General features: G+C 69.0%; 13 protein-coding genes. 5 read left to right on the top strand and 8 right to left on the bottom strand.

Annotated elements, in window-relative coordinates:
* Positions 1 to 13: 13 nt before the first annotated feature.
* Positions 14 to 691, bottom strand: coding sequence for a LysE family translocator (locus tag MUN78_RS01415; RefSeq protein WP_244728299.1), 678 nt, complete (start codon positions 689 to 691; stop codon positions 14 to 16).
* A gap of 17 nt (positions 692 to 708) precedes the next feature.
* Here MUN78_RS01415 and MUN78_RS01410 point away from each other — a divergent pair, with 17 nt between their 5' ends.
* Positions 709 to 1,269, top strand: a complete 561-nt coding sequence (locus tag MUN78_RS01410) for a CGNR zinc finger domain-containing protein (protein WP_244728298.1) — start codon at positions 709 to 711, stop codon at positions 1,267 to 1,269.
* Between the two features lie 70 nt (positions 1,270 to 1,339).
* On the top strand, positions 1,340 to 2,461 hold the full coding sequence (locus MUN78_RS01405) for an NDMA-dependent alcohol dehydrogenase (protein WP_244728296.1): 1,122 nt from the start codon (positions 1,340 to 1,342) through the stop codon (positions 2,459 to 2,461).
* Positions 2,462 to 2,529: 68 nt separating this feature from the next.
* Here the strand turns inward: MUN78_RS01405 and MUN78_RS01400 are convergent, their stop codons facing one another.
* The 4 genes from MUN78_RS01400 to MUN78_RS01385 are packed head-to-tail and all read right to left on the bottom strand — an operon-like array spanning position 2,530 to position 6,272.
* Complete coding sequence (locus MUN78_RS01400; RefSeq protein WP_244728294.1) at positions 2,530 to 3,771, bottom strand: NAD(P)/FAD-dependent oxidoreductase; 1,242 nt, start codon at positions 3,769 to 3,771, stop codon at positions 2,530 to 2,532.
* A 5-nt stretch (positions 3,772 to 3,776) separates the two neighbouring features.
* Positions 3,777 to 4,097: a 2Fe-2S iron-sulfur cluster-binding protein gene (locus MUN78_RS01395; protein ID WP_244728292.1), complete on the bottom strand. Its 321-nt coding sequence runs from the start codon at positions 4,095 to 4,097 to the stop codon at positions 3,777 to 3,779.
* A 33-nt stretch (positions 4,098 to 4,130) separates the two neighbouring features.
* Positions 4,131 to 5,393, bottom strand: coding sequence for a cytochrome P450 (locus MUN78_RS01390; protein WP_244728290.1), 1,263 nt, complete (start codon positions 5,391 to 5,393; stop codon positions 4,131 to 4,133).
* Positions 5,394 to 5,429: 36 nt separating this feature from the next.
* Complete coding sequence (locus MUN78_RS01385) at positions 5,430 to 6,272, bottom strand: SDR family oxidoreductase (protein WP_244728288.1); 843 nt, start codon at positions 6,270 to 6,272, stop codon at positions 5,430 to 5,432.
* Positions 6,273 to 6,422: 150 nt separating this feature from the next.
* On the opposite strand from MUN78_RS01385, the gene MUN78_RS01380 reads away from it, so the two are divergent.
* Positions 6,423 to 6,857 carry an HtaA domain-containing protein gene (locus MUN78_RS01380; RefSeq protein WP_244728286.1) on the top strand — a complete coding sequence of 145 codons (435 nt, stop codon included), beginning with the start codon at positions 6,423 to 6,425 and terminating at the stop codon, positions 6,855 to 6,857.
* Complete coding sequence (locus tag MUN78_RS01375; RefSeq protein ID WP_244728284.1) at positions 6,850 to 7,779, top strand: LysR family transcriptional regulator; 930 nt, start codon at positions 6,850 to 6,852, stop codon at positions 7,777 to 7,779. Before MUN78_RS01380 ends, MUN78_RS01375 begins: the two co-directional genes overlap by 8 nt.
* Here the strand turns inward: MUN78_RS01375 and MUN78_RS01370 are convergent.
* The 3 genes from MUN78_RS01370 to MUN78_RS01360 form a co-directional block, all read right to left on the bottom strand.
* The gene (locus MUN78_RS01370) at positions 7,776 to 9,176 is read right to left on the bottom strand and encodes an MFS transporter (RefSeq protein WP_244728282.1); all 1,401 of its coding nucleotides are present in this window, start codon (positions 9,174 to 9,176) and stop codon (positions 7,776 to 7,778) included. The two genes, MUN78_RS01375 and MUN78_RS01370, sit on opposite strands and share 4 nt — an antisense overlap.
* Positions 9,173 to 10,432, bottom strand: a complete 1,260-nt coding sequence (locus MUN78_RS01365) for an MFS transporter (protein WP_244728281.1) — start codon at positions 10,430 to 10,432, stop codon at positions 9,173 to 9,175. Before MUN78_RS01365 ends, MUN78_RS01370 begins: the two co-directional genes overlap by 4 nt.
* A gap of 105 nt (positions 10,433 to 10,537) precedes the next feature.
* Complete coding sequence (locus MUN78_RS01360; protein WP_244728279.1) at positions 10,538 to 11,500, bottom strand: isocitrate lyase/PEP mutase family protein; 963 nt, start codon at positions 11,498 to 11,500, stop codon at positions 10,538 to 10,540.
* Positions 11,501 to 11,832: 332 nt separating this feature from the next.
* On the opposite strand from MUN78_RS01360, the gene MUN78_RS01355 reads away from it, so the two are divergent.
* Positions 11,833 to 12,948, top strand: a complete 1,116-nt coding sequence (locus MUN78_RS01355) for an NDMA-dependent alcohol dehydrogenase (RefSeq protein WP_244728278.1) — start codon at positions 11,833 to 11,835, stop codon at positions 12,946 to 12,948.
* Positions 12,949 to 12,952 lie beyond the last annotated feature (4 nt).

The raw sequence follows: 12,952 nt of genomic DNA, 5'->3' as shown, positions 1-12,952 counted from the left end.
CGCGTCCGGCGGCTCAGCCGTGGGCGCGCGCCGGGATCTCGCGGGCGAGGAGGAGCGCCCCGGCGCCGAGCAGGCTGCCGGTGATCCGGCGCTGCCACGTCTCCCACGCCGGGCGGGCCGCGAGCCTCGGCGCCAGTGAGCCCGCGGCGAGGACGATGAGCGCGTTGACCGCGACGCTCACGAGGATCTGCAGCGCGCCGAGCGTCACGCCCTGGAGCAGCGCGTGACCGCGCGCGGGATCCACGTACTGCGGGATGAGCGTGAGGTACATGATCGCCGACTTGGGGTTGAGCAGGTTGGTCGTCAGGCCCATGCGGAACAGGCGGACCGCGCTGTGGCGCGGGGCGCCGCGCAGCTCGAACGGATCCCGGCGCCCCGGCCGGAGCGCCCGCCAGGCGAGGTGCGCGAGATAGAGGGCCCCCGCGGCCTTAAGGCCGATGAACAGCCACGGCACGGCGACGAGCACGACGGCGAGGCCGAGGTTGGCAAGGAGCATGTAGCAGACGAAGCCGAGCGCGGTACCGCCCAAGGACACGAGCCCCGCACGACGCCCCTGAGCGATGCTGCGGGAGAGCAGGTAGATCATGTTCGGGCCGGGGACGAGCACCATCGCCAGGGCGGTCGCGATCATCGCCGCGGCCGCGGCGGCGGAGACGGGGAGCAGAGCGGCGTTCGACAGCATGTGGTCCATGCTGATGTAATGCCTTTATGCATCTCAACCCTTACGGCGAGTACGCGGTGCTGCTGGCCCGCTCGCTCGCCGACGACTGGCCCGACGATCGGGCCGGCGTCGTGGCGCGCACGCGCGAGTACGGCATGACCATGCGGTTCCGCGAGCAGGCGGACGATCACGACCGCTGCCGCGCCGTGGTCGACGCGTGGCTCCGCGTCGTGGACGCGCCGAGCGCCGATGCGCGCGCGGTGCTCCTCAACGACGCGATGGCGGCGGCCGCGGCCTACCCGCGGCTCACGGACCACGACGGGGAGGGCTGGCACCTGCACTACCGGGGCACCGAGGACGAGCTGCCGCGCGTGCTCCACGCCGTGTTCGGCGTCGGAACGGCGCTCCATCTCACCACCCGGGGCATGTCGCGGCTCGGACGCTGCGCGGCCGACGGCTGCGACCGCGTCGTCGTCGACGTCTCCCGCAACGGCCGGCAGCGGTTCTGCTCCCCGAGGTGCGGCAGCCGGGAGGCCGTCCGGCGCCACCGCGCCCGCCGGAGGGACGGCGGGGCGGGGGTGCTTGACGGGGGCCGCGACCTCCGGTAGACCTGAGAGCGCAGGATAACGGCACTGAGTGCCTATACTCGGTGCACTGCTCGATCAAAGGAGATCATCCATGCGCACGCGCGTCGCCGTCCTCAGGGAAGCACCAGGGAAATGGAACGTCGAGGAGGTCGAGCTCGACGAGCCGGGCTACGGGGAGGTGCTGGTCGAGATGGTCGCGACGGGCCTCTGCCACAGCGACGACCACATCTCGGCCGGGGACGCGCAGGTGGCGCACCTCCCGGTCATCGGCGGGCACGAGGGCTCCGGCATCGTGCGCAAGCTCGGACCGGGAGTCACCGACTTCGCCGAGGGAGACCACGTGCTCACCTCCTTCATCCCCGCCTGCGGCAAGTGCCGCTGGTGCGCCAACGGGAAGCAGAACCTCTGCGACAACGGCGCGAAGATCATGGTCGGCGACCAGCTCGACGGCACGTTCCGCATCCACACCGACGACGGCCTCGACGTCGCGACCGCCGCGCTCCTCGGCACCTTCGCCGAATGGCAGGTGTACGACCAGCTCTCGCTCATCAAGATCGATCCGAGCATCCCGCTCGAAGTCGCCTGCCTCGTCGCCTGCGGCGTGCAGACCGGCTTCGGCTCCGCGGCCTACGCCGGGGACATCCAGCCCGGCGACGTCGTGCTGGTCGCCGGCGTCGGCGGCGTCGGCATGAACGCCGTGCAGGGCGCGCGGGAATCCGGGGCGTCGCACATCATCGTCGCCGATCCGGTGCCCGACAAGCAGCGGTGGTCGCTCGACTTCGGCGCCACGGAGGCCTTCGCCTCGATCGAGGAGGCGATGCCGCGCATCCGCGAGCTGACGAACGGCCAGGGCGCCGACGTCGCCGTGCTCACCCCGAGCCTCATGACGAATCAGATCATCGGCGAGGGCCTGCTCGCGATCCGCAAGGCCGGCACCGTCGTGGTGACGGCGGTGAGCAACGACCGAGAGGAGGGCACCGTCCCCGGCCTCAACGGCTTCCACCTCGCCATGATGCAGAAGCGGATCCAGGGCGCCCTCTACGGCATGAAGTCGCCGCGCGAGGCCATGCCGCAGCTGCTCGCGATGTACCGGGCCGGCAACCTCAAGCTCGACGAACTGGTCACGAAGACCTATTCGCTCGACGAGATCAACGACGCCTACGACGACATGCGCGCGGGGAAGAACATCCGCGGCGTGATCCGCTTCGGCTAGACGCCTGAAGGAGCGTCGCCGGGAGCGGGCTGGGTACTTCGGGCACCCGCTCCCGGCGACGCGGTCGTTCAAGCTGAGGCCGGACTCGTCATGCGCAGCGCGACGGTCAACGGCTCCGCACTGCCGAACCGCTCCGCCGTCACCGCGACGCGCTGCTTCAGCGCGTTCTTCACGGCGTTGAAGTCCGCCGGCGCCCCGAGGCAATCCGCGGCCAGGAGCGCGTCGTCTTTGAAGTAGCCGACCGTGATCGCTCCGTCCGCCCCTTCGCGCACGACCTCCCGGTCAAAGCCCGTCAGAATGCCGGCCGTCTGCAGCCTGAGCTCGTACTGGTGGGACCAGAACCATGGCACGGCGCGCTCGACCGGCGCCGCGCCGACGATCGAGGCGGCGACGACCTTCGCCTGGTCGGCCGCGTTCGGCACGGATTCGAGCCGCGCGACCGCGCCGCCGGCGAACGCGTTCTGCTGCGCGGCGATATCGCCCACCGCGTACACGTGCGGCAGCGTCGTCCGCCCCTCAGCATCGACGATGACGCCGTTGCCGATCTCCGCTCCGGCCTCCGCGAGCAGTGCGATCTCCGGGATCACGCCCACCCCGACGACGATCACATCGGCGGGGAGCCGCTCGCCATCGGCGAGGTGGACGGCCACCGCGCGATCCCCGTCGGTCTCGATGCGCTCCACGCCGACGCCGAGCAGGACCCGCACGCCGTGTTCCTCATGCACCCGCTGCAACCGAGCCGCGATCGTCGGTCCGGCGACGCGGGCGAGCAGGCGCTCCTGAGCTTCGAGCACCGTCACCCGATGGCCGAGCTTCACGAGCGTCGACGCGGTCTCCAGCCCGATGTAGCCGCCGCCGATGATCACCGAGTGCGCGGTTCCCCGGGCGAGCGTCGAGAGCCGCCTGGCATCGTCCAGGGTCCGCACCGAGACGACGTTGGCCGAGTCGGCGCCGTCGAGCGGGAGCTCGCGGGCCGAGGCGCCGGTCGCCCAGACGAGCGTTCCGTAGCCGATCGTCTCACCGGCGGCCGTCGTCACCGTCTGCGAGGCGGCGTCCAACGACACGACCTCCGTGGAGGTGCGCAACTCGACCGCGGCGTCGTCCCAGTACTGCGGCTGTCGAAGCAGCAGCTCGGTCTCTGAGACGTCGCCGGTCATGTATCCCTTGGACAGCGGCGGGCGCTCGTAGGGCAGGTGGTCCTGCTTCTCGAACACGCCGATACGGCCGGCGTAACCCGATTTCCGCAGCTGTGCGTAGAGCGAGACGGCGGCATGCCCGGCGCCGACGATGACCGTATCGAAGGTGTCCATCTCGATCAGTCCTCCCCGGTGGCCACGGTGACCACCAGTCCGGCGTGCGCCCGCTGGAGCTTGAGCTGGCACCCCAGACGACTGCCGGGCTCGCGTTCCACGATGTCGAGCATCACGTCCTCGTCCCAGCTCGGCGCCTCGAAACGCTCCCGCCACGACGCGTCGACCAGCACATGACAGGTGCCGCAGTTCATCTCGCCGCCGCACTCGCCTTCGATGCCGGGGACATCGCTGTTCACCGCCGCCTGCATCACGCTCTCGCCCTCCGCGAAGGATACGGGGCGCTCCGCTCCGTCGCTCGGCGTGATGAATGTGATCTCCGTCATGATTCTCTCCTCAGATTCTTGTGAGCCGACGATTCAGACGCCGACCGCGACGCGCGGCTCGAATGCGAGCGGCAGCGACGTCAAACCGGACGTGTTGGTGGAGTGCACCCATTCGGGTGCGCTCGACAGGTGCAGGTCGGGGAAGCGCTCGAACAGCTTCTGAATGAGCATCCGCAGCTCGAGCCGGGCGACGTTGCGTCCGAGACAGATGTGCTCGCCGTCGCCGAACCCCAGATGCGGGTTCGGCGATCGCGTGATGTCGAACTCCGTCGCGGTCGGGCCGAACACCGACTCGTCCCGGTTCGCGGAAACGATCCAGCCGACGACCCAGTCGCCCTTCTTGATCTGTTTGCCGCCGATCTCGAGATCCTTCGTCGCGACCCGGAGGCGGTTCTTCGACGGGGTCACCCAGCGGATGATCTCCTCCACAGCGGACTTCGCGATCTTCGGATCCTGCAGCAGAGCAGCTTGCTCGGGGCGACGGGCGAGTTCCATGATCGCGATCGCGGCGGCGTTGCGGGTGGTCTCGAGGCCGCCGGCGACGACGGTGAAGCCCATGACGCCCGCATCGCGCTCCGGAAGGAGCGTGCCGCGGTAGTCCTTGTTCGCGATCAGGGTCGCGAAGTCGGAGCCTTCCTTCCCGCGGCGGGAGAGCACATGGGAGGCCATGTACTCGTTCAGGTCGCCCATCGCGTCGGCGATCAGGGCGTTGTGGTCCGACGCGTGCGGATCCCCCCAGTGGGGATCGTCCGGGTGGAGCATGCGCAGGGTGATGTTGCGCACCATCTCCCAATCCTCCTCCGGTACGGCCATCAGGTTCAGGAAGAGGCGCACCGGGAGGAGCGCCGAGATCTCCGTCACGCCCTCCGCCGTCCCCTTCTCGGCGATGTCGTCGAGGATCCCGTCGATGATCGCGTCGCAGTCTTCGTGGAACTTGTTGACGGCAGGAACGCTGAAGTGCGGGTTGAACGGGGCGCGGCGCTCCTGGTGCTCCGGCGGGTCGGAAGTGACGAGGTTCACGTCGAAGCCCATCTTGTAGCGCTCCTCCTCGGTGAGCTCGCGCCCGTTCGGCGGAATGTGCGTGCCGGCGGCGCTGGAGAAGTTCTCCGGCTCCTGCAGCAGGCGCAGGCAGTCCTCGTAGCGCGTCAACGACCAGAAGCCCCGCGAGTAGCCGGGAGCATCGGTCCAATGCACGGGATCCTCCTCGCGCAGGGCTTTCAGAACGGCGTGGAACTCGGTGCCGGCGAAGAACGCGGGGTCGACGAGCTTCGCATCGATGTCGGCTGGAATGGTCATGGGTACTCTCGCTTCTCTGCGGTCGGGGACGGGTGTTCAGTGGCCGCGGTAGCCGCGGGCGAGGAGGCGTCCGCGCTCCTCGATCTGATCCGTGGGGGCGGGATGGGTGATGCAGTACGGGTCGTTCTGCCGGATCGCCTCGACGACCTGCTTGCCGACGTTCTCCGGGGACTTCGGAGCGTTGTGCGGGAAGTCGAAGGTGCGCACCTGCTCGTAGGCGATGGCATCGGAGAGATCGTCGCCGGTCTCCTGCTGCCGCACGGCCTTGCTCGTCTCGCCGATGTTCGTGGTGATGAGCCCGGGGTAGAGCACGGTGACGCCGAAGTCGTCCCGGTGGTCGACGAGCTCCTCGCGGAGCACGTCGCTGAGGCCGTCGACCGCGTGCTTCGATGCCGTGTAGGGCGCGTGTCCCGGGTTCGTGGAGTGCACGGCCAGGGAGGAGGTGTTCACGATGTGCTTGCGGCCCGACTGCTCCCGCATGCGCGGCAGAAAGGTCTGCACACCGTTGAGCACGCCGAAGAAGTTGACCTCCATCATCCACCGCCAGTCCGAGATCTTCGCGTTCCACACCGCCCGGAACGGGCGCCAGGTGACGCCCGCGTTGTTGCAGAGGATGTCGACGCGGCCGAACTCGCCGAAGGCGTCGTCGGCGAGCGCTTCGACGCTCGCGAGGTCGGTGACATCGACGCCGCGCGAGATCGCGGTGCCGCCGGCGGCGGTGATCTCCGCCGCGACCGCCGCCGCCGCCTCGCCGTTGATGTCGGCGACGAGCACCTGCGTTCCCAGTCGTGCGAGTTCGAGCGCGATCGAGCGGCCGATGCCGCTGCCGGCGCCGGTCACCACTGCGTTCGCGCTGGCGAAATCCAATTCGGCGTTCACGTTGCCACCCAGTTCTCCAGATGCGCCGCGTCTTCGTCGACGCGCTTTACGCGATCGGGCTTGCCCCGTACTCTATGAAGACAGACCGATTCTTATCCAGCAATTAGATGCACTATTTAATGCGATTCTCGAATAACAAAGGGGTCTTTCGTGAAACTGATCTGGCCGATCCGCCACAGCTTCGTCCGCTACGTCCGCACCGTGGGCGGAGAGATCCACCTCTCCGACGGGGCGCGGGAGGGCTCCGACGGCTTCGTCTTCCCGCAAGCGGTCGACTGCAGCCCCGTCGGCAGTGGCACCGGCACCCGGTTCGCCGGGGCGATCCGCTTCGTCGCGCACGGCGGCTTGCTCGATGTCACCGTCGCGAACCCGTCGGTGCGCCTCATCGATGGCTCCGGCGCGATCGACATCGACCAGGGCGACGGGGTCCGCTTCGAGTTCGGGCGCTTGAACGAGGGCGAGGGCTCGGACGTCGCCACTGCGACGATCCGAATGACCGTCACCGGCGCCCGGCTGCTCGGCGACGTGTACTCCCCCGGCGACTTCCTCGACCCGATGCGCGTCGATGGGCAGCCCGATGCTTGACCTGCAGCGGCTCGAGCACTTCCGCGTGCTCGCGAGCCACCAGAGTTACACCGCGGCCGCGGCCGCACTCCATGTCTCGCAGCCGACGCTCACCCGCAGCATCCAAGGGCTCGAGAAGTCGCTGAACGCACGGCTGCTCGATCGCGGCCGCAACGGCGTCGAACTCACCGACGTCGGCCTCGAGCTGCTGCATCACGCGCACTCGTTGGCGCAGCACGTCACGAGCATCGAGGCCGACATCTCGATGCGCTCGCAGGGCATGCGCGGGCACGTCAACATCGGGCTCGGACCGAACATCGGCGGGATGATCCTGCCGAGCGTCATCTCCGAGATCGTCGATTCGGAGCACGACATCACCCTCCGGGCGACGCTGAGTCCGGCGACCGAGATGTACGCCATGACGTTGAACGGCGAGCTCGACTTCTTCGTCTCGCGGATGCCGAACCCCTCGTGGCTCGAGAAGCTGGACGTCCTGCCCATCGGCATGGCTCGGACGGAGTTCTTCGTACGCCCCGCACATCCGCTCGCGGCGAAGAAGCGCGTCAAGCTGGCGGACGTGCTGGAGTACCAGCGCATCTGCGGCACGGCGTGGAACGAGGTCCTGGCATCGTCCTCCGCCGATCAAGATATCCCTCCGCTCGAGGCGTCCATCGAGGTCGACGACTCGGGCGTCCTCGCACGCGCCGTCCACGATGCGGATCTCATCCTGGTCGGCATGAACCAGGAGCCGGCTGCATCAGGGCTGGTCCGCCTCGCGATCTCCGATCGGAAGCAGCTGTTCCCCGGCGCGCCCGTGACGCTGAACCGGCCGACGCACCGGAGCCTCTCCCCCGCCGGACGCTTCGTGCTCCGCATCGTGCTCGCCCACGCCTATGCGATCTTCGGCGGCCCCGGGACCGCCCCGCCCCCGGAACTCGACTAGGCGGCGGCCGGCGAGCACCCCGCTCTCGGGATCAGCAGGGCGATCACCACGGCGGCGAACGCCGCACCGGCCGAGACCAGGAACGCGAGGAGGAAGCCCCGCTCGGCGCTCCAGCCCGCCGTCGCGGTCGCCGCGAGGATCGCTCCGATGAGCGCTGCGCCCCAGGCCGTGCCGAAGGTGCGGATCTGGGTGTTCAGCCCGTTCGCCGCGGCGACTTGGTGCGGCGGCACCGCGGCCATGACCAGCTGGGGCACCGCGCCGAAGGCGAGCGCGAACCCGAAGCCGAGCACGGCCACGCAGCCCACGAGGAACCAGAGCGGCCCGGGCCACAGCGCGGGTGCCCCCAGCGCGACCACGACGGCGGCACTGCCGACGGCGAGCACGACGCGCGGCCCGGAGCGCCGGCTCCAGCGCGCGATGACCGGCGTCGCGGCGACCTGCGCCGCCGACGTCACCATCATGACGAACGAGGCGGCGAGCGGGCTCAGGCCGTAGCCGATGCCCGTGCCGAGCACGAGCAGTTGCGGGATCGCGACATTCGCCCCCATCATCGCGAAGTTCAGCGCCAGCGCGGCCGCATTGGTGCGCACCACCTGCGGGCGCCAGGCGACGCGGACGTCGATCAGCGGCGAGGCCGCACGCAGCATCCAGAGATTCGTCGCCACGAGGACGAGCAGCGCGGCTCCGCCGACGCCCCAGAGGGCGAAGGATGCGGCGCCCCAGCTCAGGCTCTGCGAGAGCGCGATGAGCAGCGCGCTCGAGCCGAGCATCAGCCCGAGCGCGCCGAGCAGATCGAAGCGGGCCCCGCGCTCGGCGGGGGCCGTGCGCGGCACCGCCCGGTGCATCCAGACGACGCTGACGAAGCCGAGCACCGCGCAGACCCAGAACATCGCCTGCCATCCGGCGACACGCGTGACGGCCGCGCCGAGCGGCATCCCGATCGCCGCCCCGGCGCCGAGCATGCCGGACGCGAGCGCGACGCCCGTGGCGACCCGATGGACCGGCATGATCTCCTGCAGGATCGACATGCTCAGCGGGATCACCGTGATCGCGACGCCCTGCAGCGCGCGCCCGGCGACGAGCACCTCCACCTGCGCGCTCGCCGCGGCGATGATCGATCCCGCGGAGAAGACGAGCATCAGGATCACCGCGACGCGCGTGCGGCCGAAGAGATCGCCGAGCTTCCCGCCGATGGGCGAGAAGGCGCAGGCGCTGAGAGTATTGGCGGTGACGATCCAGGCCGTCGCACTCGGCTCCGCATCCAGCAGGCGGGGGAACTCCCCCTGCAACGGGATGACCATCGTCTGCATCATGCCGGCGACGAGGCAGGCGAACACCAGGGCTGCGACGCTGGAGCGGTACACAGCACTGGACGGCCCGCCCGCCTGCGCGGTCACGAGGCGGCGCCGAACTCGAGGTCGAGGTTGGCGGCGTCCTTCCCCGCATAGAGCTGCGCCCCGTTGCGATGCGCACGGATACTCACGAGCCCGGCGAGCAGCGTGAGTACGGCGCCCACGAAGAAGGCGAAGGAGATGACGATCGACACCCCGGAGTACGAGCCGGTCAGATCCTTCACGATCGCGAAGGTGATGCCGCCGGCGAACGTGGAGACCCCGACGAGCATGAGCAGGATCCCGTTGACGACGGTGAAGTTCTTCGCCCCGAACTCCCGCAGGCTGAAGAAGGTGATGTAGTCCCCCTCCGCGCCCTGCGACAGCCCGATCGTGGCCGCCACGATCCACATCAGCATGATCGGCGTCGTGTTCGGCAACGTGCCCAGCAGCACGGCGCCGACCCCGGAGACGGTGAAAACGAGGATCGGACCCGCGTAGCTCCAGATCCGATCCACGAGCACGCCGCCGACGACGCGGCCGAGGAGGACCCCGACGAGCATCGCCATCGAGAGGCCGGTGGCGAAGCGGGCGTCGAAGCCGCGATCCTGCGCCACGACCGCGATGTTCGCGAGGAAGCCGCCGACGGCGGTGTTCGTGATGCCGAAACCGATGGCCAGCGTCCAGAAGCGGGAGTCGCGCAGGATGTCGCGCAGCTCCATGCCGGCGGCCTCGGGCGCTTTCCCCGCCCCCGTCGATTCCAGCGCGGCGTCGTCGGCGAACAGCGGCTCCTTCGGCTTCCGGAACAGCCAGATCACCATCGGCAGCGTCACGACCACGACGTAGACGAAGAGCGTCCAGTACCCCGCGCGCCAGCCCCCGCCGTTGTAGATGAACGAGGTCATCACGGGCAGCGCGATCAACGGCAGCAACGACGCCGCACCGCCGACGATGCCCACGGCGAGCCCGAGGTTCTTCCGGTACCAGAACGAGAGCATCCGCGAGATCGCCGTGAAGTACCCGAGCGACCCGAAGATGCCGACGGCGAAGGCGATTCCCCAGAACATCGGCCAGCTGGGCGGCAGCGTCGCGAAGGCGAGCAGGGCGAGCGCGTTCACCACGACGGTTGTGATGAGGAAGGGACGCGGCGAGTAGCGCTTGAGCAGCCACCCGGCGACGGGCTGCAGCAGCCCGAGGAAGAGGATGATCCACGGGCTGATCGTCACCGCGGTCGCGGGGAGTCCCGTCGCCTCCATCGTCGGACCGATCATGATGCTCTGCGTCTGCGCGATGATGATCGGACTGCCCGCGTAGAAGAACACACCCCCGATCAGCGCCCGCGAACCCCGCCGGAATTCACTCACCGGCGCCGGCGCCGGGCCTCCCGGAATCCGGTCCGATGCCACCGTTGCGTCAGTCATGGCAGGTCAGTCGTTCACATTCGGGTTGTTGACGTAGTCGCGCTGCATCGAGGCGGGGAGGTATTTCTCCTCCATCTCGCGCACCTGCTGGTAGCTCGGCTTCACCCAGTTGTCGCCGACGCCGCCGTAGAGCTCGGTGCCGCGGCGCTCGAGCTCGGCCGTCATGTAGTCGTTGAGCGGCTTCGAACTGTTCGCCTCGCGTACTTGCAGCAGCATGCGCCAGGTCTCGCCGACGGCCGGGTAGATGAAAGGGGTGACGTCGATCGACTGCCCCATCGCGCTGAGCTCCTCCATCGACGGGCGCGAGGTGAGCGTGAACGACGGGATGACGTACGCCGGCTTCGGCGTCTCGGCGAGCGCGGTGCGGATCTGCTCCCAGGTGTGCAGGCCCTCGTAGAAGATGACGTCGGCGTCCGTCTCCTCGGCGTAGAGCTTGCCGCGCCGGATCGCCTCCTCCAGGCTGCCGCCGCCGGCGCCGTAGCCGTCCGTGCGGGCGACGATCACGAAGTCCTCATCGAGCTCGTCGCGCGCATCGCACGCGGCGTTCAAGCGGCCGATGGCCTCCTCATCGGAGACGAGCGCGATCCCGGTCTGCCCGCCGGCCTTCTTCGGATCGGCCTGATCCTCGATGTGGATGCCGGCGACGCCGGCGTCGATGAACTCGTGGACGGTGCGCCGCACGCTCGCGGGGCCGGGGCCGAACCCCGTATCCGCATCGCAGAACACCGGGATATCGACGGATCGAGCCACACGACGGCAGTGGTCGACGAACTCCGTCATGGTGAGGATGCCGACATCGGGGACGCCGTACCAGAACGCGCTGATCCCGCCCGAGACCTCGAACGCCTCGAAGCCGGCCGCCTCGGCCATCTGCGCGTGGATCGGCATCACGCCGAAGGGCATGATCACCGTCTCGGGCCGCTTGAAGAGCGCCTTCAACCGCGTGGTCTTCTTCTGAGTCATCGCCATCGGCAACTCCATTCCTCGAGTTCGCAGGGCAGTCAGCGCCGTGCCACTGTCCAAGCTATGCATCCCTCTTCCATGACGCCAATGCAATGTTTCTCGCAATTCGATGCGGCAAGTGAATCTTTGCTCGCCATCCCCCCTCGGCCACCCGCGCACCCGGACCCCTCAATTTCGGCACGGAGTGCCAATGATTCACAATCTGCATAGATTCGCAACGCATGTTGCGCTTGACGCACACTCCGCGGCCGCACAGGATGATGCACAGCCGATGTCCTCCCAGCCCGGGCAGCACCGCCCCGGCGGGACATCGACGGGATTCAACGAGGAGTCACATCTTGGACGCACGTGCTGCCCTGATCTACGAACAGCCTGGCGAGTGGAAGATCACCGACGTCACGCTCGACCCGCCGAAGTCCGGGGAGGTCCTCGTCGAGATGGTCGCCAGCGGGCTCTGCCACTCCGACGACCACATCTCGGTGGGCGACGTGCCTGTCGGCCACCTGCCGTTCTGCGGCGGCCACGAGGGCGCCGGCATCATCCGCGAGGTCGGCCCGGGCGTCATCGGCCTCGAGGTCGGCGATCACATCGTCACCTCGTTCATCCCCGCCTGCGGCCACTGCCGCTGGTGCGCGACCGGGTACCAGAACCTCTGCGACAACGGCGCGCTCATCCTGCAGGGCAACCAGCTCGACGGCACCTTCCGCATGCGCGCCGACGGCCGCGATGTCGCCACCGCTTCGATGCTCGGCACCTTCGCGAACTGGCAGGTCTTCGACCAGCTCTCCGTCGTCAAGGTGCGCGACGACGTTCCGCTGAACGTCGCCTGCCTCGTCGCCTGCGGCGTGCCGACGGGATTCGGATCCGCCGTGCACGGCGCCGAGGTCCGCCCCGGCGACGTCGTCATCGTGATGGGCACCGGCGGCGTCGGGATCAACGCGGTGCAGGGCGCCGCGGTCGCCGGCGCCGGGCACGTGATCGCCGTCGATCCGGTCGCGTTCAAGCGCGAGGTCGCGCTCTCCGTCGGCGCCACCGAGGCGTTCGCCACCATCGAGGAGGCTACTGAGTTCGCGCGGAGCATCACGAACGGCCAGGGCGCGGACTCCGCGATCGTGACGGTCGGGATCGTCCACGGCGACCGCATCGCCGAGGCGTTCTCCGCCATCCGGAAGGCCGGCACCGTGGTCGTCACCTCCCAGGGGGCGCTCGACGAGTTCAACATTCCCGTGAATCTCTTCGAGATCTCGATGTACCAGAAGCGCATCCAGGGCGTGCTCTACGGCGTCGAATCGCCGCGCCGCCAGATCCCGAAGCTGCTCGATCTCTACGACGACGGGATCCTCAAGCTCGATGAGCTCGTGACCCAGCGCTACCCCCTCGAGCGGATCAACGAGGCCTACGCCGACATGCACGCCGGACGGAACATCCGCGGCGTCATCGACTTCACGCTGTGACCGC

Origin of the sequence: Leucobacter allii (genome assembly GCF_022919155.1) — a bacterium.
Taxonomy (GTDB): Bacteria; Actinomycetota; Actinomycetes; order Actinomycetales; family Microbacteriaceae; genus Leucobacter; species Leucobacter allii.
This window is presented reverse-complemented; position numbering and strand designations above follow the sequence as displayed.

Excerpts from the sequence above, each read along its gene's own strand:
- MUN78_RS01415 (WP_244728299.1), bottom strand. The coding sequence starts at position 691 with ATGGACCACATGCTGTCGAACGCCGCTCTGCTCCCCGTCTCCGCCGCC.
- MUN78_RS01410 (WP_244728298.1), top strand. The coding sequence starts at position 709 with ATGCATCTCAACCCTTACGGCGAGTACGCGGTGCTGCTGGCCCGCTCG.
- MUN78_RS01405 (WP_244728296.1), top strand. The coding sequence starts at position 1,340 with ATGCGCACGCGCGTCGCCGTCCTCAGGGAAGCACCAGGGAAATGGAAC.
- MUN78_RS01400 (WP_244728294.1), bottom strand. The coding sequence starts at position 3,771 with ATGGACACCTTCGATACGGTCATCGTCGGCGCCGGGCATGCCGCCGTC.
- MUN78_RS01395 (WP_244728292.1), bottom strand. The coding sequence starts at position 4,097 with ATGACGGAGATCACATTCATCACGCCGAGCGACGGAGCGGAGCGCCCC.
- MUN78_RS01390 (WP_244728290.1), bottom strand. The coding sequence starts at position 5,393 with ATGACCATTCCAGCCGACATCGATGCGAAGCTCGTCGACCCCGCGTTC.
- MUN78_RS01375 (WP_244728284.1), top strand. The coding sequence starts at position 6,850 with ATGCTTGACCTGCAGCGGCTCGAGCACTTCCGCGTGCTCGCGAGCCAC.
- MUN78_RS01360 (WP_244728279.1), bottom strand. The coding sequence starts at position 11,500 with ATGGCGATGACTCAGAAGAAGACCACGCGGTTGAAGGCGCTCTTCAAG.